The organism is Paraburkholderia sp. (genome assembly GCF_024281035.1).
GTDB lineage: Bacteria > Pseudomonadota > Gammaproteobacteria > Burkholderiales > Burkholderiaceae > Paraburkholderia.
The window spans coordinates 1-23,703 of record NZ_JAMXLH010000018.1 but is presented as its reverse complement, the minus strand read 5'-3'; the positions used below and the strand labels follow the sequence as shown (position 1 = coordinate 23,703).

The window sequence follows — 23,703 nt, the reverse complement described above, 5'->3', positions numbered from 1 at the left end:
AAGGCAAGCCGGATGTGAAGTTCTCTCTTTCCACAAACACCAATCTGCGCGAGTCGGTAAGCGATTCAATGCCCAACCGGCTACCGAAGGTGCGCGAGTACATGAGGATGGCAGGTGGTCGCGTCATGCGCTCCGCTCCCGTTCAACTCGGCGAGATGAAAGCAGACGAACTGCTCCTGGAGGGTCCGTTTGTCAATAGTGTCAAGGGACATGATTTTCTGCTGGAGGCCAATGCCACCACTGGAGGACCGGAGACGCCATTTCTGACGTTCAAGATGCGTAACGGAGCCCGCAGCTTCCTTTTTCCTGAATTCGAGCAGGTTCAACGAGCATCGTTAACAGATAACGAAGCGGTTGCGGTGTGGGACGTTATCTCCCGGACTGTGCGGCCCCGTCCGAACGGGTTTTGAGGGGATAACAATGCCCATCGACTTTAGCAAACTGCCACCGGAAGAGCCGCTGACGGACAAGCCGATGCTCAGGGATGATGCCGTTGGCGGCGTGATGATTGAAGAGAGGTGGCCTCGCTGGGTGGTCGAGCGCACGCATGCCTGGTTTGCCGGTTTCGGCAAACTGCGCATTTGTCTCGAGCATCGTCTCGACATCCATGTTGCGTTGCTTTCTCTCGCTGCTGCCGTTATCTGTTCGCGCTTCGTTGATGACTTGTGTTAGCCGCTCTAAATCCGCTATCGCGCGGCGAGCGACCCCGCTTCGAGCTGCGCCACGATGTCCAGCAGCCGCGGCTTCACCTCGCCGAGCAGAAATTCCTTCGACAGCGAACTCGCCGGGCCGCCCACGTTGATCGCCATGACCGGCAAGCCGCCGCCCGTGTGAAACGCGCGGGCGATGCCGTTCACGTCCTTCTGCCACTCGCCGAACGAACAGGTCACGCCGAGCGTGCGATGGTCTTCGACAGCCTGCTCGATGCCGGGCCGGATGCGCGGCCAGGCCACGTCGTCGAGTTCGCGGATCTGCTCCATCACGTCGTGCCGTTCGCGCGCCGCAACCGTGGCGAGCCAGGCGCGCCCGATCGCCGAGGTGGCGAGCGGAATGCGCGAGCCCACATCGAGCGTGAGCGCGAGCGCCGCTGTGCCGCGGCAGCTTTCGATGTACAGCATCGAGAGCCGGTCGCGCAGTCCGAGCGACACCGTGCCGCCCGAAAACTCCGCCAGCTCCTGCATCAGCGGGCGCGCCATCTTGCGCACGTCGAGCCGCGCGAGAATCGAACTGCCGAGCGCGAGGCATGCCGTGCCGAGGCGGTAGCGCCCGTTGTCTTCGAGATGAATCAGGTAACCGAGCTTCGTGAGCGTCATGGTCAGACGCGAGACCGTCGAGCGCGGCAGCCGGCAGCGTTGCGCGATTTCCTGATTGGTCAGCATCGCATCGCCGCCGCGGAAGCACGCCAGCACTTCGAGCCCGCGCGCGAGTGCGGTCACGAAATGGCGGTCTTCCTTGTGAACGGCAGGGTGAACCGCATGGTGAACCGCGGGCCGGTCTGTCTTGTGCTCGATATCAGCCATCTTGATATGAGAAAGTGCGTTCGGAGTTCGCCTGAAGCAGGAAGCACAGCGTCCAAAACGCCAGCAACGCCCGCTACATTGCCGGAATTATATTCTGAGATGCAGAACGGTAAGCGGCCCCGGCACGTCGTGCGGCACCTGGCACCAGCGGGCACCAGCGGGCGCCAGCGGGCCAAATCCGCCACATAGAACGGTTTCACGCTTTCGTCTGATGATTCGCACGGCTTCGCCACGCGCAAGATCGGCGGCCCACGCATCCCGGGTCTCTTGCTCTGGAACATGTATGCGACCGAACGGCTCTCGACGTCGGGGCGGGAACTGGATAGATTCACGGTCGATCAAGGCGCGCCGCGCATCACATCCGCACGATGCACCCACGTCGCGGCAACCGGTTCGCCCCCTGCGCGGCACCGCCCGCACGGCAGGCCGCCAATGCGCATTGCACAGGAATTTCGACTCCGCTACGTTCGCACGTGAATCGCCAGAGCGGATCGTCTTTGTCAAACAAACACCTACCCCAGCATGCTGCCATCGATACTTTTCTCAGTCGTTGACGACGTCCGCCGCAGCGCGCCGCTCGTCCACTGTCTCGCGAACCTCGTCACCACCAATATGACCGCCAACGTGCTGCTCGCGGCAGGCGCGTCGCCCGCCATGGTGGTGGCGCGCGAGGAAGTCGCGGAATTCGTCACGCTGGCCAGCGCGCTCTCCGTCAATCTCGGCACGCTCGACGCCCCGCAGGCCGAGGCGATCCAGGTGGCTGTCGAGGCCGGACGCGCGGCAGGCGTGCCGTGGGTGCTCGATCCTGTGGCAGTCGGCGCGCTGACGTTCCGCACCAATTTCGCGCGCAAGCTGATTGCTGCGCAACCGGCGGTCATCCGCGGCAACGCTTCGGAAATCATCGGCCTTGCGGGCGGCCCGGCAAGCGGACGCGGCGTCGATAGCACAGCCAGCACCGACGACGCACGGGGCGCCGCCCGCGCACTCGCGCTCGACCTGCACGCGGTCGTGGCCGTGACGGGCGCCATCGACTACGTCACGGACGGCAAGCGCAGCATCGAACTGGCGAACGGCGACGAAGTCATGCCGCGCGTCACAGGAACCGGCTGTGCGCTGTCCGCGCTCGTCGCCGCTTTCATCGGCGCAGGCGGCTACGAGGGCAATCTCTGGATTCCGACGGTCGCCGCTGTCGCCCTCGCCGGTGTCGCCGGTGAGCTGGCCGCCCGCGAAACGGCCGGACCGGGCAGCTTCACGCCTGCCTGGCTCGACCGGCTCGCGACGCTCGACGCCGGGACGTTTGCCTCGACGCTGCGCTACCGCGAGTGCCGATAACAGTCAACGGCCATACGGCGCCGTCGCACGGAAATTTTTCGATATGTCGGCCGCCAATGCATGCGCGTTGATCCAGGGCAAATCTTTCACGTCCTGCGCTTCTATCGCCGATGTGCACAACCTATAGTCCGTGGAATTCCGTCCCGCACGACATGTAGTTAACGTCCGTGACCATCCAAACGAGTTACGCCAGCCAGCACGATGGCCGCATCGTGCCGTTCGAATCCACCCGGATTGCGCAGCAACGGATGCACGTCGGAAGACTTGCTGGTGCGGCCGATCCCCGCTTCGTATCCCGGCGACGACACACTGAGGCGATTGCGCGAACGAGTGCCGGCCATGGCGGTCCGGCGGCCCCGATCTGCGCTTCGCACCGGCGCGGCACGTTTTCACGGAATGCGACTGAAACCCGATCCAATGGATAAGCTAAAAATACCCGAACTAGTTTGCCCGGCAGGCAGCCTGCCCGGACTGCGCGCAGCGATCGACGGCGGTGCCGACTGCGTGTATCTCGGACTGAAGAACGACACCAACGCGCGCGCGTTTCCGGGCCTGGGCTTCGACGAGCGCCAGCTTGCCGACGGTGTGCAATATGCCCATCGCGCCGGACGCAAGGTGTTGATGGCGATCAACACCTATGCCCACGGCGACGATCTCGTGCGCTGGACCAAGGCGATCGACACGGCGGCGACGCTCGGCGCAGACGCCATCATCGTGGCCGACCCGGCCTTGATGGCCTACGCGAAGCGCGTCCACCCGGACCTGCGCCTGCACCTCTCGGTTCAAGGCTCGGTCACGAGCTACGAAGGCATCAACTTCCTGCAGCGCGAGTTCGGCATCCAGCGCGCCGTGCTGCCGCGCGTGTTGTCGGTCGAGCAGATCGAGAACGTGCTCAACAACACGACGGTGGAAATCGAAGTGTTCGGCTTCGGCAGCCTCTGCGTGATGGTCGAGGGGCGTTGCGCCCTTTCGGCGCACGCGAGCGGCGAAGCGCCGAACCTCGACGGCGTCTGCTCGCCCGCGCGTCACGTGCACTGGTCCGAGCGTGAAGCGAAGGACGGCACCTGGCTCGACGCGCGTCTCGGCACGGTGCTGGTCGACAGCTACCGCTCCGGCGAGCCCGCGGGCTACCCGACCATCTGCAAGGGACGCTTCGACGTCGACGGCAAGCGCTACTACGCCCTCGAAGAGCCGACCAGCCTGAACGTGATGGAAATCCTGCCGACGCTCGCACGCATGGGCGTGGCGGCAATCAAGATCGAAGGACGGCAGCGCGGCCCGGCCTACGCCGCCTCCGTCACCCAGGTGTGGCGCTCGGCACTCGACGCACTCGCAAAACACGGCAATACGGCCACGGTCGACGAAGCTTCGCTCAAGACGCTCGGCGCTCTTTCGGAAGGGCAAACCGATACCCTCGGCCCGTACTCACGCCCCTGGAAATGAACGCAATGAAAATCTCCCTCGGCCCTATCCTGTACTACTGGGATCGCAGCGACATCATGCGGTTCTACGACGCCATCGCGCTCTCGCGCGTGGACACCGTCTACCTCGGCGAAGTGGTCTGCTCGCGGCGCCTGGGCATGCGCCAGTCCGACTGGCTCGGCCTCGCGCAGGATCTCGCTTCGCACGGCAAGGAAGTCGTGCTGTCGACGCTCGCGCTCGCTGAAACCGAAGCCGACCTGCGCCGCATGCGCAAGATCGCCGACACCGACGAATTCCTGCTCGAAGCGAACGACATGTCGGCGCTCGCGCTCGTCGCGCACAAGCGTCCCTTCGTGATCGGCCCGCACCTGAACTGCTACAGCGCCCAGATGCTCGACTGGCTTGTGGGGCTCGGCGCGCGCCGCTGGATTCCGTCGATCGAATGCACCGGCGAGACCGTGCGCACGATCCATCAGCAACGCACCCAGCCGTGCGAAATCGAAATGTTCGCTTTCGGCAATGCACCGCTTTCGCTGTCGTCGCGCTGCTTCACCGCGCGCCATCACAACGTGCAGAAAGACAACTGCGAGCAGCGCTGCATCAACGACCCGAGCGGCATTAGCGTCACGACGCAGGACGGCAAGCCTTTCATCCTGCTGAACGGTATCCAGACCCAGACCGCGCAGGTCGTCAACCTGTGCCGCCAGCTCGATCAACTGAAGGAGGCCGGCGTTTCGGTGCTCCGTATCAGTCCTCAATCGCTGCACACGCCGCGCATCGCCGATCTGTTCGCGAACCTCGCGCAAGGGGATATCAGCGCGGAAGAAGCGTTCGGCAGCCTGAGCGAACTGCACGCGGGCGACGCGACCGACGGCTTCTGGTTCGGCCGCCCCGGCGTGCAAGGCATGCAGGAAGGCGCATCGGCCGACGGCAAGACGGCTATCGAAACTACCGGAGGTTCGCGATGATGAATCTGCTTCCCGCTTTCCCCACGCCCTGGCTGCGCGCCTGCATTGGCCGCCTGCCGGTGCGTCCGCCCTCGATCGCATGCTGCGCGCTGATGAACCAGCTCGTGCTGCCCGTGCTCGACGAAGATACGCGCGCCCTGATGCAAGGCCGCAGCTACGTGATGGAAGTCACCGATATCGGACTCGTCGTGGGCTTCACGCTCGGCAGCACGCGTTTCGAAGCGCGTACGCCGGAAGCGAAGCCGGATCTGCGGATCGCCTCGAGCGGCATCGACTTCGCCCGGATGGCCGCGCGCGAAATCGATGCGGACACGCTCTTCTTCAGCCGCCGCCTCGTCATGCAGGGCGACACGGAGCTGGGCCTGATCGTGCGCAACGCAATCGACGCCGTCGACTTCGACGAGACGGCCAGCGGCAGGCTTGCCCAGTCTGCGCTGCGCCGCGGACTGCGTTTCGCAGCCATCATCGAAAAGAAGCGGGAATCCCGCTAAAAACCTGCGGACGATCGCCTCGCGATCGTCCGCACATTGTCCCCTCACGGCCGGGTGCGATTCCGATCATCCGTGCCGCTGCGCATCATCCGGCCGGTTCGTTCACGCGCGACAACGAACGGCATCTGTCTCGCACATCGACATTGCAATACCACGCTCATCGCGCGTGCAAACGCCCGATGAATTCGGCGAGCTTGCCGTGTCGTAAAGCTGTGTTTGCAATCACACAGCCAGCGTCAGTCTGCTAGCGCCGGTTTTATTTCGGCGCACTCTTCGGTTTCACGTTCTCGGCCAACCTCATCGCGGCCGTTGCCCGCCCGATCTCGAACGCGACGATCACGCACGCGAGCACGGTGCCCTCACTGCACCTCGCCCGCCTGGCCGCTCACGGCTCGCCTACCCGCATCTTTTTGCGGGCGCGTGTGTGGTCGGCCACACATTCAAGACCATAGCTGGGAAATCATGTGTTGAAGGTGGCGATGGGATCGAGTGCGGGCTTCCGTCGCGCGCCATCGGCTGGCCAGGTCGCTCGTTGGACCACTCCCTCACTCTGCAAGGAGGCAACCATGCAGAAACGGATTACGCGGAGCCTGGCTGGCATGGCCTTCGCCACGCTGATCTATGGGCCCGCCGTGCATGCCGACGGTCCGCCCGAGGCATACGACAACGGCGCGCCAGTGCAGCGGAGCCTCCAGCCCGAGGATTACCTCGTCAATGCCGACGGCGCGAAAGAGGATCCGAACGCGAAGATGAGCGAAATCGCGAGGGCCTATCGCAACGGCTGGATTCACCGCGGCAACACGGACGACAGGATCCTGAAGGGACTCATCCGGAAGCATCACGATGAGGAGGTGGTCGCTGCCCGCGCAGCGCCCCGGCCGGTGAACGCACCCAGGCCGGCCGTGCGGCGGTACTTGCCGCCACCGCCGCCATCGTATGCGGACGTCCCGCCGCCTGGACCGTACGCGCCGCCGATGTACGCGCCGGCACCGCCCCTTCCCGTTCAGCCGGTTCAGTACGTACCCGTGTATGCGCCGCCACCGCCGCCTGTCCAGCCGGTGCAGTACGTGCCCGTGTATCAGCAGCCCGTGTATCAGCAGCCCATGTACGCGCCGCCGGGTGTCACGGTGGCGACGGCGTACCCCGTGGTGCAGGGGTATTACGGCACACCCTGGTGGTACGGCGGCGGTTATCGCCGGTGGCGCTAGTGGCGATCGTGATGACGTTGTGAGCGAGCCTGGGCGGGTCGGCATCGATCCGGGCTCCCCTCCAGAGCAAGGATAGCTTCGTCCAAGGAGATGCGGGCCTGGCTGGCGTACGCTGGCGTGCTATCCCTCCCCGGCCGGCCGGTCGGGTGCCCGCGCAACACAATGAACCTGTACTTACGGCCTCTCGCGGCTGCGTTACTGGTGGCAGTATCTGGTTCGTTATCCTTACCCGCTATCGCCGACACGAGTCCCGCCACCATGACGCCGGCGGAGTTGAGGGCGGTCAAGGAGGCCTATGCTGCCGGTTACAAGGCCGCACATGCCGACATCGCGGCCATCCCGTCCGGCGGCGCAGCACAGGCGGCGGCAGGCGCGCGGCCTGCGCGCAAAATCGTCGATATGAAAGAGACTTACAGCGATGCGGGGGACGTCGAAACGGTACAGCAGATTCCGGTCTCGAGCGCCCCGTTGCAGGATGACCAGCAACCCGCACCAACGGCGCCAGCGCCCGCGCGCCACGCTGCGAAGGTTGCGCAGGCACCGAGATCCACGGCGGCGGCCGCGCGGGCGCCATCGACAGACCAGTTGGTCGCGGAGTTCTGCTCGGCAACCACACAGGCTCGCACCACGGGAAATCCGGCACCGCAACCCGCGCGCGCGACCCCGGTGACGGCGCGCGAAGATCAGGTCCCCGACGATGGGGATCAGGAGGCTCAGGCCGTCACACCCCAGCAGTTCGAGGCCGACGCGCGCGCTTACGCTCGGGAGATGGCGCGGGGCGAGGACACGCAGACGGATGCGTCCGCAGCTGCACAGCCGGAGATGCAGACTGCCTACGCGGAAGCACCGCCGCGTCCGGCTTCGGCGCAGCCGCGGCGTTTCTGGTCCGAGCAGTATCACACCTGGGTCACCGTCGGGAATTCCGGGCAGTGATCGGGTTTGGGGTGCCGCTGGTTGTTATGTGGCGCCCCTTTTCGGATTCTTCGGGTTCTGGTTATGGTTATGTGCGGTGTGGTGCCTTTTTGGGTACCCGGCTGCGCAGAATGCAAACGCGTCTTCGCGACCCTGTTCTGCAGGTCCGTTGCCACGGCAATACGTTCGTGGAGCATCCACTCCTGTGCGTGCCGCCCGTTACACAGCGCGAAAGATTTCGCACCTTATACCCGCTTTTCCTGTCAAAAGATCAGGCCGTCCGAACTGCCGTTCAGGGCGCCCAGCACGTCCGCGCCTACCGGCATGGGTTGTGCGCGTGATCTCCTGCACGGATTCGATATCTGAAGAACAAGGAGGGCGGTCATGACCACGACTGCCAGTTTTCACATCGGGTATACGCGATATCTCGGCCCCGAAGGCGAGCCCGTGCAGCCCTTGCCGGCTTTTGCGCGAGAACCCGATGCGCTGATTTCCCTCTATCGCGCGATGGTGCTGACCCGCGCGTTCGATACCAAAGCCGTTGCGCTGCAACGCACTGGCAAGCTCGGTACGTTTGCGTCGTCGGTGGGGCAGGAGGCGATCGGCGTGGGCGTCGCGAGCGCGATGCAGGCCGACGACGTGCTGTTCCCTTCGTACCGCGATCATGCGGCGCAATTGCTGCGCGGCGTCACGATGACGGAAAGCCTGCTCTATTGGGGCGGCGACGAACGCGGCAGCGACTTCAGCGTGCCGCGACTCGACTTTCCAAATTGTGTCCCCATCGGCACGCAGGTGTGCCATGCCGCCGGTGCGGCCTACGCGTTCAAGCTGCGCGGCGAGCCGCGCGTCGCCGTTGCGATCTTCGGCGATGGCGGGACGTCGAAAGGCGACTTCTACGAAGCGATGAACATGGCGGGCGTCTGGCAGGTGCCGGTCGTGTTCGTCATCAACAACAACCAGTGGGCGATCTCGGTGCCGCGCAGCACGCAGAGCGCGGCGCAGACGCTTGCGCAGAAGGCGATCGCGGCCGGCATCGACGGCTTGCAGGTCGACGGCAACGATGTCATCGCCGTGCATCAGGTGATGAATGCGGCGCTCGCGAAAGCGCGGCGCGGCGACGGCCCCACGCTGATCGAAGCGCTCAGTTATCGACTCGGCGATCATACGACGGCCGACGATGCAACACGCTATCGCGACTCCGATGAAATTCAGAAGCAATGGGAATACGAGCCGCTGCTGCGTTTGCGCAAGTATCTGATGCGGATGAACGTCTGGGACAAGGCGCAGGACGAGCAGCTCGGCAAGGCGTGTCACGCGCAGGTCGAAGCAGCCGTCGAAGCGTATCTCGCGGTCCCGCCGCCCGATACATCCGCGATGTTCGATCACTTGTACGAGACCCTGCCGCATGCAATGCGTGAGCAACTTGAAAGCGCGCAGCGATTCGCGCCGATAGCGGGCTACGGCCGGAATGGGAGCAACGGCCATGGCTGATCTGAACATGATCGACGCGCTCAATCTGGCGCTCGCATACGAACTCGAACACGATCCCGACGTCGTGCTGCTCGGCGAGGACATCGGCGTGAATGGCGGCGTGTTTCGTGCGACGGTCGGCCTGCAGGCACGCTTTGGCGCGCAACGCGTGCTCGATACGCCGCTCGCTGAAACAGCGCTTGCGGGCACGGCAATCGGCATGGCGGCGATGGGACTGAAGCCCGTCGTCGAGATCCAGTTCAGCGGGTTTCTGTACCCGACGATCGATCACGTGCTCAATCATGCGTCGCGTCTGCGGCATCGGACGCGCGGACGCCTCAGCTGTCCGCTCGTGATCCGCGCGCCGTGCGGGGCAGGCATTCACGCACCCGAACATCACTCGGAAAGCCCCGAAGCCCTGTTCGCGCACATTCCAGGCTTGCGCGTCGTCACGCCTTCGTCGCCGGCGCGCGCGTACGGGTTGTTGCTGGCCGCGATTCGCGATCCCGACCCGGTGATCTTCTTCGAACCGACGCGCCTCTATCGCCTGTTCCGGCAGACAGTGGATGACGACGGCGAAGCGCTGCCGCTCGATACCTGCTTCACACTTCGTGACGGCTCGGACGCGACGCTAGTGAGCTGGGGTGGTGCCGTGCAGGATGCACTGGGCGCGGCCGATCTGCTCGCGCAGGAAGGGGTGATGGTCGACGTGATCGACGTCGCGACACTCAAGCCGATCGACATGAACACGATTCTCACGTCGGTGGCGAAGACGGGCCGCTGCGTGATCGTGCACGAGGGCTCGCGCACGGGCGGCATTGGCGCGGAGATCGCCGCCAGTATTGCCGAGCGCGGACTTTATTCGCTGCTCGCGCCTGTGCAGCGCGTGACCGGCTACGACATCGTCGTGCCCCTTTACCGGCTTGAGAATCAATACATGCCAGGTGCCTCGCGCATCGTCGCTGCGGTGAAGCAAGCTCTGGAGGCATCGTAAAGCCATGAAAATCTTCAAACTGCCCGATCTGGGTGAAGGCTTGCAGGAAGCGGAGATCGTCGAGTGGCATGTAAGCGATGGCGATGAAGTAGGCGCGGATCAACCGCTGCTGTCGGTCGAAACGGCGAAGGCGATCGTCGATATTCCGTCGCCGCAATCCGGTCGCATCGCGAAGCGGTTCGGACAAACGGGCGATATCGTGCATCTGGGCGCGCCGCTCGTCGCCTTCGAAGGCGAGGGCGACGATGCAGACGCGGGCACTGTCGTCGGCCATGTGGAAGTTGGCCAGCATGTCATGCAGGAAGCGTCTGCGTTGGCTGGCACGGGCGATGGGGCCGGCGCCGGCGGCGCCGTGATCAAGGCGATTCCGGCGGCGCGCGCGCTTGCGCGCAAGCTGGATGTCGATCTGTCGATGGTGACGCCGTCCGGCCCGGAAGGCGTCATCACGACGGCTGACGTGCAGCGCCTCGCGAAGATACTTGGCGAAGTCGGTCCGCCCGAAGTGCTGCGCGGCGTGCGGCGTGCGATGGCGCGCAACATGGCGCGTGCGCAAAGCGAAGTGGCCGCCGCCACCGTGATCGACGATGCCGACATTCACGCGTGGCCGCCGCACACCGACGTGACGATCCGGCTGATCCGTGCTCTGGTCGCGGGTTGCCGCGCGGAGCCGGGACTGAACGCCTGGTTCGATGGACATACGGGGCGCCGTCACGTACTTGAGAAGATCGATCTCGGCATTGCCGTCGATCTGCCCGACGGCCTTTTCGTGCCCGTGCTGCGCGATGTCGCGCATCGCGACGCGGCGGATCTGCGTGGCGGTCTCGACCGGATGCGCGCCGATATCCGCGCACGCAGGATTCCGCCGGAAGAGATGCGCGGCAACACGATCACGCTGTCGAACTTCGGGATGATTTCGGGGAAGTACGCGGCGCCCATCGTCGTGCCGCCGACCGTCGCGATCCTCGGTGCGGGGCGCATCCATGAACAGGTGGTCGCGGAACACGGCGCGCCTGCTATTCACCGGATCTTGCCGCTCAGCCTGACGTTCGATCACCGCGTCGTGACGGGCGGCGAAGCGGCGCGTTTCCTGGCGGCGACGATCGCGGATCTGCAGCGCGCGTGACAGCCGCTCACCTCATCAATGCATAGGCGCCGGTCGCGAGCGGCGTGCCGATGAAAAAGTCAGTACATCTGGCTGGTAGGTCGGAAAAGTATTTCGTTCACGTCGACATACTCAGGCTGGCTCATAGCGAAGATCACTACGCTTGCGAACGAATCGGGCGGAATTGCCTGCTTGTACACAGAACTCATACCTGCAGCGACGTCAGGGTCCGTGATCGTTTGCGTAAGCTCGGTGGCGACGGCGCCGGGGGAGATGATGGTTGTGCGGATGTTCCAGGCCTTCACTTCCTGGCGCAACCCTTCTGAAATTGCCCGGACAGCGTGCTTCGTCGCCGCGTAGACGGTGCCGCCCGGGCCTACCTTGTGACCCGCAACCGACGACACGTTGATGATATGCCCGCTCTTTTGCCGGATCATGTGTGGCAGAGCGGCTGCAATACCGTAAAGCACGCCCTTGATGTTCACGTCGATCATCCGGTCCCACTCCTCGACATGAAGCTTTTCCAGCATGGAGCTTGGCATGAGTCCGGCATTGTTGATCAGAACGTCAACGCGGCCGTGCAATTGCACAGCATGATCGACAAGACGCTTGACGTCATCGCGGCAAGTGACATCGGTCTCGACGATGCTCGCATTGCCGGCGCCAATTTCACGCGCGAGTTGTTCGAGCCTGTCCACGCGTCTCGCGCCCAAAACGAGTTTGGCGCCCAGTGCCGCCAGTTGCCTGGCTGCCGCCTCGCCAAGACCACTGCTGGCCCCGGTGATCACGACCACCTTGTCTTTGATGTTTTCCATTTTGTTCAGTCCCATTTCTAAAGTAAGCATCGCGCGCCTGTCCCGCGGACAGGGGGCACCATCCATCTACAGATCTGATGGGTCATAACCCGGCTGTTGATACAGCTCGTCCCATTTGTCGCGGATATCCGGGTCATAGACGTCCCGGATCCAGGCAGATGGCTGCACGACTTCGATGCCGACGGAGATGGATGCCTTTCCGTATCCAAGGGCGCTGGTCACGGCCCTGGAGATCTCGTCGGACAGTTGTTGTTTTTGCTGCTCTGACTTACCCGGCCACATTTTCACGATGACGTGCGGCATGGCGATCTCCGGCTAGCACGCGGCGGTCGAGCCCGGATACTGCTCGTCGCTCACGTGTTCGAGCCAGTCGACGGCTTTGCCGTCGAGCACTTCCTGGATGGCGATATGCGTCATCGCCGTATCGGCGGATGCGCCATGCCAATGCTTGACGCCTGCGGGAATCCAGACGACGTCACCCGGCCGGATCGTTTCGAGCGGCCCCTCCCAGCGTTGCACGAAGCCACAGCCGGACGTCACGATCAGGGTCTGACCGAGCGGGTGTTCATGCCATGCGGTGCGCGCCCCCGGCTCGAAAGTCACGCTGCCGCCAGCGGCCCGCGCCGCGCCATTTGGCTGAAACAGTGCGTCCACGCGAACGCTGCCCGTAAACCAGTCGGCAGGTCCCTTGAAAGCGGGAACGCTCCCGCAACGCTTGATTTCGATTTCCATTACCCGACTCCTGTCTGGATGTTTGCCTCCGGCGGCGGGATGCGCCGCCTGGCTGATGGATGAACTGTACGTCGCGATCAGTTCATCCAGTAGCTGCTAGACTTCGCAATCAGATATGAGCCAGATTCATAATGAAAAATCTCGACCTGAACGTTCTGCGGGCATTTTTTGTCGTTGCGCGTGAGCGCAGCTTCACCCGCGCAGCGGCGCAGCTGGGTGTGTCGCAATCCGCGCTGAGCCATTCGATGCGTGGGCTGGAGGAGAGAATTGGCTTACGGTTGCTGACCCGGACCACGCGTGGTGTTTCGCCGACCGAGGCCGGGGAACGCTTGTTATCCAACGTCGGCCCGTACTACGACGGAATCTCTGCGGAGCTGGAGTCGCTGAGTGCATTGCGGGAAAAGCCCGCAGGCTTGATCCGGATTTCAGCGCATGACCACGCGTCGGACACCGTTCTCTGGCCGAAGCTGAAAGATGTACTGCGCAGTTATCCGGACGTTTCGGTCGAAATCAACATCAACTACGGCATGGTGGATATCGTCGCGGAGCGGTTCGACGCGGGTGTCCGAAATGGAGACTTGATCGCGCAGGACATGATCGCCGTACGTATTGGCCCGGACTTCAAAATGGCCGTCGTCGGTTCGCCGGAATATTTGAGGTCGAACGGGCGCCCTGTCTCGCCGCATGATCTGGCAGCGCACAACTGCATCAACCTGCGCCTCCCGACGCACGGCGGGTTATACGCGTGGGAGTTCGCCAGGAAGCGCGAGGCATTGCACGTCAACGTGCATGGTCAATTCATCTTCAATACGACGTCGCAGATGCTCGATGCTGCGATAGAAGGATTTGGGCTGGCCTACGTGCCGTACGATCTGGCTACGCCACATCTGGCCGAGGGTCGGCTGTCGAGCGTACTCGAAGAATGGTGTCCGACTGTGCCCGGCTATCACCTCTACTACGCGAGCAGACGGCAAACATCGCCGGCATTCGCGTTGATCATCGATGCGCTTCGATACGTTTCACCGGGTTCCGGACGGTAGCGGTCAGTGACTGCAATGCTCGAATTTGCTGTCGTCCGTATTGTGCTGGCTGCGTGCTGGCCAGTATCGGGTTCTGGCTGACTACTGCGCAAGACGTGCTGAGTGCAACCGACCCTGAAGCGGCAGGTCGGGCCTGATCCCGGCACGATCAGCACCACCGGGACATCGTCCGCAGCCGGAGATAACAACGTGCCTCTCAGGGAGCCAGCTGGCCCCGGTGCTTCGATGTCTGCATGCAACATGTGTAGAAGGCTACCCGAATGAAGGGCTATCGCTATTGCGATACTTGCGAAAACCGCCACGTTCTTTCGGACGGGTAGGCGCGGCAGTCAACGAGGCCCAAGGGAAACGAAGAAGTTGCGAGAACGTAGCGATTAATTGTCACCGATGTGGGTGGCTCCATCGACTGACTGTTCCTGGCCGATATCTTGGCTTGTTCGCACGATTGCCGAAGCCCTTGGCGAGTATCCGCGCTTCGCCTCCCAGGCAAACACCCGCCGCCCGCCTGGGGGTATTTCAGGCGATGACCTTCTACCCTGCGGCAGCCTGCTCGCGCATGCGACGGGCTTCGTCGCGCAGGAACTGCTGGTAATCGTCCAGATCGCCGTCGAAGGGCTCGACGCCGCCCCTGGTGACCAGCCAGAACTCGTCGCATACGGCGCGCAGCAGCGCCCGGTCGTGACTGACCAGCATCACCGTGCCTTCGAATTCGTTGAGCGCCATGGCCAGCGCTTCACGTGTGGCCAGGTCAAGGTGGTTGGTAGGTTCGTCGAGCAGCAGCAGGTTGGGACGCTGCCACACGATCATGCACAACACGAGCCGCGCCTTTTCGCCGCCGCTCATCGTGCTGACCGCCTGATGGACCATGTCGCCACTGAAATTGAAAGTGCCAAGGAAGGTGCGAAGCGATTGTTCGGTGCCACTCTGGCCGGGCGCGCGCATGTGCGGCGGCGTGTCCCTGGCAAGGCGGATCATGTGTTCCATCGGCGTGTCGAGCGGACGCAGCACGTCGAGTTCCTGCTGTGCGAAGTAGCCGATGTTCAGGCCCTTGCCTTCGCTGATTTCGCCAGCAATCGGCGCCAGCGCGTGCGCCACCGTTTTCACCAGCGTGGACTTGCCCTGGCCGTTGGCGCCGAGAATGCCGATGCGCTGCCCGGCCAGCACGGAACGGTTGATGCCCCGCACGATGACCGTGGGCGGCGTGCCCGGCAGTGCGCCGGTCGGCGCGGGGTAGCCGAAGCTCGCGTCCAGCATCGACAACAGCGGGTTCGGGACGTTGAGGGGCTCCCTGAACTCGAAGTTGAACTCCGCATCCGCAAGCACCGGTGCGATCTTCTCCATGCGTTCGAGCGCCTTGACCCGGCTCTGCGCCTGTTTGGCCTTCGAGGCCTTGGCCTTGAAACGGTCGATGAATTTCTGCAGGTGGGCGATCTTGTCCGCCTGCCTCGCCATCGCAGCCTGCTGCAACACGAGCTGCTCAGCGCGCATGTCTTCGAACTTGCTGTAGTTGCCGCCATAACGCACGAGCTTGGCGTTGTCGACGTGCACCGTCACCTGCGTCACCGCGTCGAGGAATTCGCGATCGTGGCTGATCACGACCAGGGTTCCTTGATAGCGCTTGAGCCAGGCTTCCAGCCAGACCAGCGCGTCGAGGTCGAGGTGATTGGTCGGCTCGTCGAGCAGCAGCAGGTCGGACGGGCACATCAGCGCGCGCGCCAGCTGCAGTCGCATGCGCCAGCCGCCGGAGAAACTGTTGACCGGCTGGTCAAGCTGCGCGGCCGTAAAGCCAAGTCCCAGGATCAGCGCCTGGGCACGCGCGGGGGCATCGTGTGCACCAGCGTCGTGCAGGGCCATGTAGGCGTGCGCCATGCGCATGCCGTCGTCGCTGGCCTCGGCGGCGGCGACTTCGGCCTGCGCGGCGAGCAGCACGGTGTCACCCTCGACTACGAAGTCGGTCGCGCCCTGCTCGGTCTCCGGCATGTCCTGCGCGACCTGGCCCATCTTCCATGCAGGGGGAATCGAGAACTCGCCGCTATCTTCGTGCAGCTTGCCGTTGAGAAGGCCGAAGAAGGACGACTTGCCGGCGCCATTGCGGCCGACAAGACCAATCTTTTCGCCGGGGGCGAAGGTGACGGACGCGCGGTCGAGCACGACATTGACGCCGCGGCGCAGCGTGACATTACGGACGGAAATCATAAGGAGCTACTTCGGAGAGGTTTGGCATGATAGCCGACCGGAAGCGCAAGGCTGTCTCTTTTCTGAGCCGCTTGCGCTTTGCGACGCCCGCCGGCCACAAAGCAAGGCAGGCCCTGGCGCACCGGGTGTACCGGCTGCGGGGCCTGCAAACATGGCGTTTAATGGCGGCTCTGCACTATTCACCGTCCTTCTATTCGTCGGCTTACATTTGGTCACCTGCGACAAAACCCCTTTCGGAAGCTACCTTGAACTCAGCTATCGTGTATGGGCGGTCATCTACATTTTCGCTACTGGCTTTGCGCTGGTTGACACTATCACTCGGTACTTTTACCTTTTCGCCGATCGGGGTACTGCGCTCCAACCGAGAATGTCTCGCGGCCGCGTATGGATCCTTTTAGGCGCGATTCTAATTTGTGTTTTGGCGCTCCGCTGGTCAGCTACCCTCTATCGTTGAAGGTAACGACACACGGGTATCGCGCTCCGTGACCCGCTCTGTGGAGGATGCGTCATTGGCGAGACCATCACCGTCAATGAGAGATCTGTTCAGAGGAGGGACCAAATTGGACTGGATGACCGTGGGTATCGAACGGAATAAACATCTCGACAGAACCAGTCTTGATCAATTCCACCATCCGGTTCAACGGCGCTTCGGCATCCTCAGTTCGCGGCACACACCCGTTTTTACCCGAGAGTGCCGCGACGAAGACGATTGCCCATTCCTGGAGCACCTGTCGTGATTCCGCGAGCAGATCGCTAAACGTACCAAGTTCCTCAGGAGTTTTGTCCACACACATCAGTGGTGTCAACGCGCCACCCTGACCCGCTTCGAAGCGGGTCAGCTGGTCTGGCGTGCAATCATCGGGCAACTCAACTGAGGTAAATACGAATAGCAGACGCTGTGGCTCCGGTTGTTGCCGTGCGACGCGAAGAAGTTCATCAAAACTCGAAATACTTATCATCAATCGTCCGTGTGGTGTCGTGAAGGCAAGGCAGTACGTCGGCTGTGGAATCCGACACATAATCCGCTCGTCCTGCCTGGGGGAATTTAGCCGCCCACAAGTGGAGGAGTTTGAACTGCCCATCGGAGAACATGGAGGGAAACTGGCCGGTCTCGTCAATGTAATGGGATTTGCTCTGGCGGCTTATATGTCCACTATACCCTGAGAACTCTAACACCTCCCCGGAGTCGATCCATTCTCCATGACTGCTCCCTTCTACGAAGCCGGCGCGCCTCACCTCCATGGAGGCGTTGGCACCTCATCGCGCCACGACCAGTGGTGAACGGCCGCAAGGGAGGGAGTCGACTGTCCGCGTCGTGCTGCGGATTCAACCGGTGGATGCAATAGGTTTCTCGAATCGTTCGGCCGCTTCCTGGGGTGGAGCCGACGTCTCAATGTCCGGGCGTCGCCTCGGGCGAATGATACTTCCTGGCCGAACTGCGTCACTCGTTGCTTTGACTGGGCGCAACGGACGGCGAACTACACCGAAATCATTAACGCCCCGAAACAGTCGGTCGGCTCCAAGCGATCCCTCAGATTAATCAACCAGGGGGGCGAGATGAAGCAAATGAGAAGGCAGCCGGAGGACGCATAAGCCGCGTGAGAATTCAGTCGAAATCCACGCTGCCACAACCCTCACTTCAACTTCGCCTTCAAGGCAGCATCGACCAGGCCGTCGATCCAATCCTGATGACCGTTGATCATGGGGTTGGGGCGCACATCATGCAGATCCCGAGCTGGCTTACCCCGCTGCGTTTCCTGTGTAAGGACGCGCACGCGGCCGCCATCGAGATCTTCGACCAGCCAAGCATGATGCACGTCGAGGCGCGTATCGCCCCCCTCCTCGCCGGCCCAACCGTGCCACGCCACGCGCCCTGGTCGCCCATCAGCCGGCGGCACATATTCGTTGCAGCGCGCCTCAACCGGAAAGCCGAAAGTCTCGAAGTAGAACCGTGCGCCGTCTTCCAATGCCGGACCATTACCGCCGTGGAAGCGGACATGTGCGGCATTCCGGTAATAGGTCGGCCAGCGCGACGGCGTGCTCAACAGCGGCCAGACGTCGCCCGCGCTGAGACCCGCAACGATCACCTCGTTCGAAGCGAAATTGTCGGTCAAGCCCGGCACATAGCCTTCGGGCCAGAGGATGGCGTTCATTTGCATTTTGCAGCTCCGTGATGGACGGATTTCATGATGGCTATTATTCTGAAATCAATCCAATCGTGGATTTGTATCTCTGCCATCATGAAAACTGATATCAGAACGATGGACCTGAATCTCCTCAAGGCATTGGACGCCCTGCTCGACGAGCGTAACGTCACGCGTGCCGCACAACGGCTTGCACTGACACAGCCCGCGGTCAGCGGCATGCTCACGCGCCTGCGTGAACGTTTTGATGATCCGTTATTCGTCCGTACGCAGCGCGGCATCATCCCCACGGAGCGAGCACTCGCATTGGCCGGACCCGTCAAGCAGATCCTCAGTAAAGTCGAAAATCTGCTGCGCCCACAGGTTTTCGAACCGGCCACCGCGGACATGGTGTTGACCCTGGCGGCAACCGACTATGCACTGCAGGCGGTCGTAGTGCCGTTTCTCTCTCTGCTGCGACGCGAGGCGCCCGGCATCCGCGTGGCCGTGCTTCCCGTCCAGGACAAGCGGTTGCATGCACAACTGGAGCGCGGCGAGATCGACCTCGCGCTCGTCACACCGGACGATGCTCCAACAGATCTGCACGCAAGACCTCTCTTTGACGAGCACTATGTTTGCGCTATGCGCGCCAACCACCCTGCCATTCGGCGCGGCAAGCTCACGCTCGATCGCTTCTGCGCGCTCGATCACGCGCTCGTGTCATATACCGGCGGCAGCTTCCAGGGCGTCACCGACGATGCGCTTGCCAGACTCGGACGCACGCGCCGCGTTGCGCTATCGGTGACGAGTTTTCTCGTGCTGCCCGAGATATTGCGTCAAAGCGATCTGATCGCCGTTGTGCCGAGCCGACTGGTCGCCCATGCGGATGGCCTCGCGCGAATCGCACCGCCATTGGACATACCCGGCTTCACGAAATCCATGGCGTGGCACGAGCGCACACATCATGATGCGGCGCATCGGTGGGTGCGAGAAGCGTTGTTCAGGACGTCCGCCACGCAATGAATTTACCAGGCCTGACGCGTCGCTGCTGTATGCGAGAAATCTCGGACTGGCCCGTCGCGACAAGGCCAGTAAATGGTGGAGTCCATCAAGCTTCGAGCGGCTCCAGGCAAACCTGATTGGCCCATCCGCGGGAGTGTGAAAACGACAGTTTCGAGCACAACAAGTGACGTTCGACACCGATGAACGAGATTCAGAGCGCTGTTTTGATGCCGAAGTAGAATGGCCATGCCGTTACGATTGCCCATCCACGGAATTCAAACGGAACATACTCGCGATATGCGCTCAGAGCAGACCAAATCGCCAGCCAATCGGGAATCCATCTCCGACGATCCCCTCCGTTCAGTCAACGTAAAACGCACAAAGTCGGCGACGTTGATCTCGGTTTCCTGCAGCGTAAAAGGTTCTGTCTGCTTCGTACGCGCCGGTAAAAGTGGACAGGGCTCGTGGCTGATCCGGCTATTCGGGCTTCTGCCGCCTGAACCGTTCAGCGACGACGTAGTCGTTTTCGGGCTCGGCGGCAGGGCGCTTGATGCCGTGAGAAGCGATCGCGAGGTGGCTGACGCGGTCAGTGCGCTGCTGAAATCCGGTACCCGGCTCTCACTACAAGGAAACAAGCTTACCGCCACAGTCAGCAAATCCAGTAACGCTGCAACTACGCAGGCGCTTACCGTTCTTGTTCGGGCCACAGCGGCGGGAATCGAGAGACTTGTCGGCGAATCGGTAAACGACGCTATCGGCACAGATCGACTGGGCCGACCCTACATGCTCTTTTCAACGCTGGCCGCGGTTGTATTTGGCGTATGTTTCGCGCTTCTGAAGCCATCGTTGACGCCACTGACAATAGTGCCTTATTCACTCGCGGCGGCGAGCGTGTTCGCAGTCGTGACCATCGCATTCGTTCTTCCCATGCACCTGCGCAGGAACGCACTCGGCGGCGCAATAGTGCCCTACGCGACGATCTCCTCGATTATCGGTTCGCTCATGCTGGGTGCGAACCTTGCAATGATCGCAAACACCTTCCTGGGCGAAAGACTGTTGGTCGCCCGCGATATTCCCATGACGGGCACAATCGGCGTTACGCACGGAAAACATGCAAGCTGCTGGCTCGCGCTCGACATTCCATCGCCCGATCTCGTGCCCAGAGAATTGATCGCACGGTTGCCGCTCAATTGCAGCGAGGTGCACTATCACGAGGATCCCATACCGGGTCTTTACGACGTCAAACTCAATCCGGGCCTATTGGGCGCGCCTTTTGTTCAATCGATTCAGCGGATGCAGCCGACATATGCACCGGCCAGCGTGATTCCGTGCCACTATGGCCTACCAACCGAGGCAATGCCCGGATTACCCCCTCAAAAGCTGTTTGCCGCAGTTCGCGCGTCGCTCAACGCAAGAGGCGAAGTGACGAGCGTCGTGCTTGAAAAGTCGTCCGGCAATTCGACGTTCGACGATCTGGCGTTAAGTCAATCGCGCAAGGCGACCTGCAAACCGTTCTTGGCTCCGGACGGGAAAGCGGTTCCCATCGAGACAAATTTTCTGTTTACCGCTTTACCCTCCGAACTACGCGCCGATCCTGCATCTGAAACGCTGGCAGCAAGAATTGCGCGTCGCGTCAGGGCTCATATCGACTGGAATGGACCCTTCACCGGCTTGAGTACGATTATCTCCGTGCACTGCGGTTCGGATGGCAAACTGCTGTCGGCATCAATCGTGAAGTCAAGCGGCAATCGCGCATGGGATGCCGCCGCGTTAGCGGCTGTCGAGCACGCGGATCCGATGCCCACGGATAGCAATGGAAAAAGCGTGGAGCACTTCACCATCACCGTCCAGCCCGGGCCGGCGTGATCTGCAATCGTCAGGTTAGCCATTCATTTCCATATTCGTTACGAAATATTTGAGCAGTCCAGTCGACTGACCGCAACGCCCCTAACGGTGTGGCCTTTGTCTTCTCGGCGACATATCAAAGTGCGAACCTGAGTGCACAAGCAACAAATGCTGCATCGCGCGCGGCCAGGCAACATGGCCGAGCGCAGATTCGCCAACTGAAGGATCTGCACTTTTGCCTGGAAACCTTGCAATTGCATTAAGCGGTTTTCGTCGAGCTCGCGTCTATCAGTACTGCAAATTTACCGACCTTGTTTTCTTGATTAACATCAATACATTCAAATAACAGATTGTTGGTAGATGAGCCGATGCTCTACCCTTCCGTCCGCTCTCACAACCACCAAAACAAGCAGATTTACCGTTCATGAATTCCACCCCGCTCGTATTTTTCCCGACGCAACCGAAGCCGCAGGCAGACGACCGGCCGCCGATTGTTGGCAGCCGCGTGGAACTGCAATTGCTGACGACGCTGCACTGCAACCTCAAATGTACGTATTGCTCCATTTCCGAGGGTGGCGTGCTGGAATCGCAGGGCAATGTGACCTATTCGATGGAAGCGCTGGACAATTTCATCCAGAAGCATCTGGATGGGTACGACGTCTATGTCACCTTTTACGGCGGCGAACCGACCTTGAACAAAGCGTTCATGCAGGAAGTCATGACGCGATATCCGAATTTCCGCTTCCAGCTCCAGTCCAACGGCACCCTGCTCGACAAGCTGCCTGACAATATGCTGGCGAAGCTATCGAACATCCTCGTCTCGATCGACGGCGGCGAACAGACGACCGATGGTTATCGCGGGCGGGGCATTTACCGCCAGGTCCAGAAAAATCTCCGGGAAACCCGCGATCGCATCGGCGGTACGGTGACCGCTCGTATGACCTGGAGCAACGACGCGATCACGTTCGAGGAAATCGATGCACTGGCCGAGGCCTTTGACTATGTCTATTTCCAGTTTGTGGCCGGCGAAGCGTATACCGCGCAAGCTGTCGAAGGCCGCAAGGCCGTTTTGTCGAAGCTGATCGAGCGCTTCTTTGCTTCCACCGAACACGTCTATCCGATCATCCCGCTCATGGGTGCGGTCCGGAATAAGGTCATGCCCAAACGCGCTGCGGAACTGTATGACGGCAAAACCCAATGCCGGGTATCGACGCATATCCTGAACGTGATGCCGGACGGAAAGATCTATCCTTGCCCCGACATGATGCACCTGCCTGAAATGCTGCAGGGCGATCTGAATGGAAACTGGCTCCGGCCGAGTCCGTTGCAGCCGCATCCGAATATGCCCTGTAGCAGTTGCGAAGCCTTTTCCTGGTGCCGCGGCAACTGCATGAAGAATCTTTACATGGCATACGTCAAAGGCGACGAGCGGTACCGCAAGAATGTGACCGATCCGATCTGCGAGCTGGTGCGCTTCATGGGTCAGGAAATCGACAGGCACCGTCCGGCGGAATGGTTTGCAGCCTTGCCACTCGCCGCACGCAAGCAGATTACCGATTGCGAAGTGTATGAGTATGTCGAAATCATGCCCTGAACACTTCACCCGGCTTGTCGGGTGAGCAACGCACCTTCTTCAGGGCAATCGCGATATTCGCACCGTGCAGGAGTGCCCGGCCGCAGCGATCTAAGCACAGCCATGAATTACACGCACGTGCTGAAGATCGCTGCCGGCAAGGCGGCCAGCCCGCTGGACAAGCTGATGCCGCCCACCCTGTGGCATTAGCGCTCGCATGTCCGGTTCGAGGGCCACGCACGAGTCCCGAGAAGCGGCTTTTTGCCGACTACTGCGAGAGGCGGTCGGCCGTAGCCGGCCCACTCCGGTCGGATATCTTTCTCCAAACCGGTCAGTCAGACAAATTCAGATTTTGCAAACTGGCGTGCCACTCAGCGGCCGTTGGCGACCTCACCCAATCGGCCACGAACGGACAGTCGACGGGGACGCCAAGATTGACAACAATTATGAACTGTGGCCAGACACAACGGAGACGAGTCAGTGAAGGAAGCCGATTTTCTTGAAATGCTTGCTCGCATTTCAGTCACTCATAGCGCAGATGACAACTTACTGCTGATAACGGCAGCGGATGCCCGTGAAATGTTCGATTGGCCGGTGTCTGCGGAGAAATCGGCATCACGGCTGCAAATTGCATGTCCTGGTTTGCGGCTCGTGTCGATTGAGGACGACTACCTCGACGAGCGTTGGATGGCCGCTTTCGAGAGTGCCCTTGCGCCAGTGAGAGTCAAATGGCTCCAGGCGATGCTCATCGACGGGCGTCACGGCCGATAGCGTTCAAGCCGGAGCCGCGCAGAATTCGCAGTCAACTTCGGCCAAGCCCATCGGGCAGCGGTCGGCCATGAGCCGCTGTTCGCGGCCTGCAGGCAGACGACTGCCGAAACGCCCAAAGCGGACGTCCCTCAGTCTGTTGGCGCCTTCACGTGTCGAGCTATATCTGAAAGTCGCATTTTCGCAAGAC

The 23,703-nt window shown here is 61.8% G+C and carries 23 protein-coding genes and 2 pseudogenes; 17 read left to right on the top strand and 8 right to left on the bottom strand.

Features of this window, described 5'->3' with window-relative positions; translation table 11 throughout:
- The coding region (locus tag Q0L30_RS04595) for a T6SS immunity protein Tli4 family protein (protein ID WP_296651772.1) at nucleotides 1-410 on the top strand (410 nt) is incomplete at its 5' end.
- Between the two features lie 115 nt (nucleotides 411-525).
- Nucleotides 526-672: pseudogene (locus Q0L30_RS04590) on the top strand (IS5/IS1182 family transposase); the annotation flags it as partial.
- Between the two features lie 14 nt (nucleotides 673-686).
- Here the strand turns inward: Q0L30_RS04590 and Q0L30_RS04585 are convergent.
- Nucleotides 687-1,520, bottom strand: a complete 834-nt coding sequence (locus Q0L30_RS04585) for an IclR family transcriptional regulator (RefSeq protein WP_296651769.1) — start codon at nucleotides 1,518-1,520, stop codon at nucleotides 687-689.
- A 522-nt stretch (nucleotides 1,521-2,042) separates the two neighbouring features.
- On the opposite strand from Q0L30_RS04585, the gene thiM reads away from it, so the two are divergent.
- Nucleotides 2,043-2,852, top strand: coding sequence for a hydroxyethylthiazole kinase (gene thiM, locus Q0L30_RS04580; protein WP_296651766.1), 810 nt, complete (start codon nucleotides 2,043-2,045; stop codon nucleotides 2,850-2,852).
- Between the two features lie 158 nt (nucleotides 2,853-3,010).
- On the opposite strand, the gene Q0L30_RS04575 is transcribed toward thiM, so the two are convergent.
- Nucleotides 3,011-3,193 (bottom strand): hypothetical protein, encoded by a 183-nt coding sequence (locus tag Q0L30_RS04575; protein ID WP_296651763.1) that lies wholly within the window; start codon nucleotides 3,191-3,193, stop codon nucleotides 3,011-3,013.
- A gap of 76 nt (nucleotides 3,194-3,269) precedes the next feature.
- Here Q0L30_RS04575 and Q0L30_RS04570 point away from each other — a divergent pair, with 76 nt between their 5' ends.
- From Q0L30_RS04570 to Q0L30_RS04535, 8 genes are all read left to right on the top strand, one after another.
- Nucleotides 3,270-4,295 carry a peptidase U32 family protein gene (locus tag Q0L30_RS04570; RefSeq protein ID WP_296651761.1) on the top strand — a complete coding sequence of 342 codons (1,026 nt, stop codon included), beginning with the start codon at nucleotides 3,270-3,272 and terminating at the stop codon, nucleotides 4,293-4,295.
- Between the two features lie 5 nt (nucleotides 4,296-4,300).
- Nucleotides 4,301-5,242: a U32 family peptidase gene (locus Q0L30_RS04565; RefSeq protein ID WP_296651758.1), complete on the top strand. Its 942-nt coding sequence runs from the start codon at nucleotides 4,301-4,303 to the stop codon at nucleotides 5,240-5,242.
- Entirely contained in the window at nucleotides 5,239-5,733 is a 495-nt protein-coding gene (locus tag Q0L30_RS04560; RefSeq protein ID WP_296651756.1) for an SCP2 sterol-binding domain-containing protein, read from the top strand. The genes Q0L30_RS04565 and Q0L30_RS04560 overlap by 4 nt, the downstream gene beginning before the upstream one ends.
- Before the next feature lie 566 nt (nucleotides 5,734-6,299).
- Nucleotides 6,300-6,941: a hypothetical protein gene (locus Q0L30_RS04555; protein ID WP_296651753.1), complete on the top strand. Its 642-nt coding sequence runs from the start codon at nucleotides 6,300-6,302 to the stop codon at nucleotides 6,939-6,941.
- A gap of 258 nt (nucleotides 6,942-7,199) precedes the next feature.
- Nucleotides 7,200-7,874 carry a hypothetical protein gene (locus tag Q0L30_RS04550; RefSeq protein ID WP_296651751.1) on the top strand — a complete coding sequence of 225 codons (675 nt, stop codon included), beginning with the start codon at nucleotides 7,200-7,202 and terminating at the stop codon, nucleotides 7,872-7,874.
- A gap of 363 nt (nucleotides 7,875-8,237) precedes the next feature.
- Complete coding sequence (pdhA, locus tag Q0L30_RS04545) at nucleotides 8,238-9,344, top strand: pyruvate dehydrogenase (acetyl-transferring) E1 component subunit alpha (protein ID WP_296651748.1); 1,107 nt, start codon at nucleotides 8,238-8,240, stop codon at nucleotides 9,342-9,344.
- Nucleotides 9,337-10,317: an alpha-ketoacid dehydrogenase subunit beta gene (locus Q0L30_RS04540; RefSeq protein WP_296651746.1), complete on the top strand. Its 981-nt coding sequence runs from the start codon at nucleotides 9,337-9,339 to the stop codon at nucleotides 10,315-10,317. Before pdhA ends, Q0L30_RS04540 begins: the two co-directional genes overlap by 8 nt.
- Before the next feature lie 4 nt (nucleotides 10,318-10,321).
- On the top strand, nucleotides 10,322-11,440 hold the full coding sequence (locus Q0L30_RS04535; protein ID WP_296651743.1) for a dihydrolipoamide acetyltransferase family protein: 1,119 nt from the start codon (nucleotides 10,322-10,324) through the stop codon (nucleotides 11,438-11,440).
- Between the two features lie 59 nt (nucleotides 11,441-11,499).
- Here the strand turns inward: Q0L30_RS04535 and Q0L30_RS04530 are convergent, their stop codons facing one another.
- From Q0L30_RS04530 to Q0L30_RS04520, 3 genes are all read right to left on the bottom strand, one after another.
- Nucleotides 11,500-12,234: an SDR family oxidoreductase gene (locus Q0L30_RS04530; RefSeq protein WP_296651740.1), complete on the bottom strand. Its 735-nt coding sequence runs from the start codon at nucleotides 12,232-12,234 to the stop codon at nucleotides 11,500-11,502.
- 66 nt (nucleotides 12,235-12,300) lie between these two features.
- Nucleotides 12,301-12,537, bottom strand: coding sequence for a tautomerase family protein (locus Q0L30_RS04525; protein WP_296651738.1), 237 nt, complete (start codon nucleotides 12,535-12,537; stop codon nucleotides 12,301-12,303).
- A 12-nt stretch (nucleotides 12,538-12,549) separates the two neighbouring features.
- On the bottom strand, nucleotides 12,550-12,960 hold the full coding sequence (locus Q0L30_RS04520) for a cupin domain-containing protein (protein WP_296651780.1): 411 nt from the start codon (nucleotides 12,958-12,960) through the stop codon (nucleotides 12,550-12,552).
- Nucleotides 12,961-13,097: 137 nt separating this feature from the next.
- On the opposite strand from Q0L30_RS04520, the gene Q0L30_RS04515 reads away from it, so the two are divergent.
- On the top strand, nucleotides 13,098-14,006 hold the full coding sequence (locus Q0L30_RS04515) for a LysR family transcriptional regulator (RefSeq protein WP_296651735.1): 909 nt from the start codon (nucleotides 13,098-13,100) through the stop codon (nucleotides 14,004-14,006).
- 531 nt (nucleotides 14,007-14,537) lie between these two features.
- Here the strand turns inward: Q0L30_RS04515 and Q0L30_RS04510 are convergent.
- From Q0L30_RS04510 to Q0L30_RS04500, 3 genes are all read right to left on the bottom strand, one after another.
- Nucleotides 14,538-16,202 carry an ABC-F family ATP-binding cassette domain-containing protein gene (locus Q0L30_RS04510; protein WP_296651732.1) on the bottom strand — a complete coding sequence of 555 codons (1,665 nt, stop codon included), beginning with the start codon at nucleotides 16,200-16,202 and terminating at the stop codon, nucleotides 14,538-14,540.
- A 527-nt stretch (nucleotides 16,203-16,729) separates the two neighbouring features.
- Entirely contained in the window at nucleotides 16,730-17,158 is a 429-nt protein-coding gene (locus Q0L30_RS04505; protein ID WP_296651777.1) for a ribonucleotide reductase subunit alpha, read from the bottom strand.
- 678 nt (nucleotides 17,159-17,836) lie between these two features.
- The gene (locus tag Q0L30_RS04500) at nucleotides 17,837-18,355 is read right to left on the bottom strand and encodes an SRPBCC domain-containing protein (protein WP_296651730.1); all 519 of its coding nucleotides are present in this window, start codon (nucleotides 18,353-18,355) and stop codon (nucleotides 17,837-17,839) included.
- Nucleotides 18,356-18,442: 87 nt separating this feature from the next.
- Between Q0L30_RS04500 and Q0L30_RS04495 the strand changes: the two genes are divergently transcribed.
- The 5 genes and pseudogenes from Q0L30_RS04495 to Q0L30_RS04475 all read left to right on the top strand — a co-directional run bounded on the left by Q0L30_RS04495 (nucleotide 18,443) and on the right by Q0L30_RS04475 (nucleotide 23,516).
- On the top strand, nucleotides 18,443-19,348 hold the full coding sequence (locus Q0L30_RS04495) for a LysR family transcriptional regulator (protein WP_296651775.1): 906 nt from the start codon (nucleotides 18,443-18,445) through the stop codon (nucleotides 19,346-19,348).
- 219 nt (nucleotides 19,349-19,567) lie between these two features.
- Nucleotides 19,568-21,193: a TonB family protein gene (locus Q0L30_RS04490; RefSeq protein ID WP_296651726.1), complete on the top strand. Its 1,626-nt coding sequence runs from the start codon at nucleotides 19,568-19,570 to the stop codon at nucleotides 21,191-21,193.
- A gap of 403 nt (nucleotides 21,194-21,596) precedes the next feature.
- Complete coding sequence (locus tag Q0L30_RS04485) at nucleotides 21,597-22,766, top strand: radical SAM protein (RefSeq protein WP_296651723.1); 1,170 nt, start codon at nucleotides 21,597-21,599, stop codon at nucleotides 22,764-22,766.
- 25 nt (nucleotides 22,767-22,791) lie between these two features.
- Nucleotides 22,792-22,955: pseudogene (locus tag Q0L30_RS04480) on the top strand (integrase); the annotation flags it as partial.
- Nucleotides 22,956-23,225: 270 nt separating this feature from the next.
- Entirely contained in the window at nucleotides 23,226-23,516 is a 291-nt protein-coding gene (locus Q0L30_RS04475; protein WP_296651720.1) for a hypothetical protein, read from the top strand.
- The last annotated feature ends 187 nt before the right edge of the window (nucleotides 23,517-23,703 follow it).

What these genes read in the sequence shown, in the direction of transcription:
- Q0L30_RS04490 (WP_296651726.1), top strand. Translation starts at nt 19,568, where the DNA reads ATGGCCATGCCGTTACGATTGCCCATCCACGGAATTCAAACGGAACAT.
- Q0L30_RS04550 (WP_296651751.1), top strand. Translation starts at nt 7,200, where the DNA reads ATGACGCCGGCGGAGTTGAGGGCGGTCAAGGAGGCCTATGCTGCCGGT.
- Q0L30_RS04570 (WP_296651761.1), top strand. Translation starts at nt 3,270, where the DNA reads ATGGATAAGCTAAAAATACCCGAACTAGTTTGCCCGGCAGGCAGCCTG.
- Q0L30_RS04500 (WP_296651730.1), bottom strand. Translation starts at nt 18,355, where the DNA reads ATGAACGCCATCCTCTGGCCCGAAGGCTATGTGCCGGGCTTGACCGAC.
- pdhA (WP_296651748.1), top strand. Translation starts at nt 8,238, where the DNA reads ATGACCACGACTGCCAGTTTTCACATCGGGTATACGCGATATCTCGGC.
- Q0L30_RS04540 (WP_296651746.1), top strand. Translation starts at nt 9,337, where the DNA reads ATGGCTGATCTGAACATGATCGACGCGCTCAATCTGGCGCTCGCATAC.
- thiM (WP_296651766.1), top strand. Translation starts at nt 2,043, where the DNA reads ATGCTGCCATCGATACTTTTCTCAGTCGTTGACGACGTCCGCCGCAGC.
- Q0L30_RS04495 (WP_296651775.1), top strand. Translation starts at nt 18,443, where the DNA reads ATGAAAACTGATATCAGAACGATGGACCTGAATCTCCTCAAGGCATTG.
- Q0L30_RS04525 (WP_296651738.1), bottom strand. Translation starts at nt 12,537, where the DNA reads ATGCCGCACGTCATCGTGAAAATGTGGCCGGGTAAGTCAGAGCAGCAA.
- Q0L30_RS04555 (WP_296651753.1), top strand. Translation starts at nt 6,300, where the DNA reads ATGCAGAAACGGATTACGCGGAGCCTGGCTGGCATGGCCTTCGCCACG.
- Q0L30_RS04565 (WP_296651758.1), top strand. Translation starts at nt 4,301, where the DNA reads ATGAAAATCTCCCTCGGCCCTATCCTGTACTACTGGGATCGCAGCGAC.
- Q0L30_RS04530 (WP_296651740.1), bottom strand. Translation starts at nt 12,234, where the DNA reads ATGGAAAACATCAAAGACAAGGTGGTCGTGATCACCGGGGCCAGCAGT.
- Q0L30_RS04485 (WP_296651723.1), top strand. Translation starts at nt 21,597, where the DNA reads ATGAATTCCACCCCGCTCGTATTTTTCCCGACGCAACCGAAGCCGCAG.
- Q0L30_RS04515 (WP_296651735.1), top strand. Translation starts at nt 13,098, where the DNA reads ATGAAAAATCTCGACCTGAACGTTCTGCGGGCATTTTTTGTCGTTGCG.
- Q0L30_RS04575 (WP_296651763.1), bottom strand. Translation starts at nt 3,193, where the DNA reads ATGGCCGGCACTCGTTCGCGCAATCGCCTCAGTGTGTCGTCGCCGGGA.
- Q0L30_RS04585 (WP_296651769.1), bottom strand. Translation starts at nt 1,520, where the DNA reads ATGGCTGATATCGAGCACAAGACAGACCGGCCCGCGGTTCACCATGCG.
- Q0L30_RS04560 (WP_296651756.1), top strand. Translation starts at nt 5,239, where the DNA reads ATGATGAATCTGCTTCCCGCTTTCCCCACGCCCTGGCTGCGCGCCTGC.
- Q0L30_RS04535 (WP_296651743.1), top strand. Translation starts at nt 10,322, where the DNA reads ATGAAAATCTTCAAACTGCCCGATCTGGGTGAAGGCTTGCAGGAAGCG.
- Q0L30_RS04510 (WP_296651732.1), bottom strand. Translation starts at nt 16,202, where the DNA reads ATGATTTCCGTCCGTAATGTCACGCTGCGCCGCGGCGTCAATGTCGTG.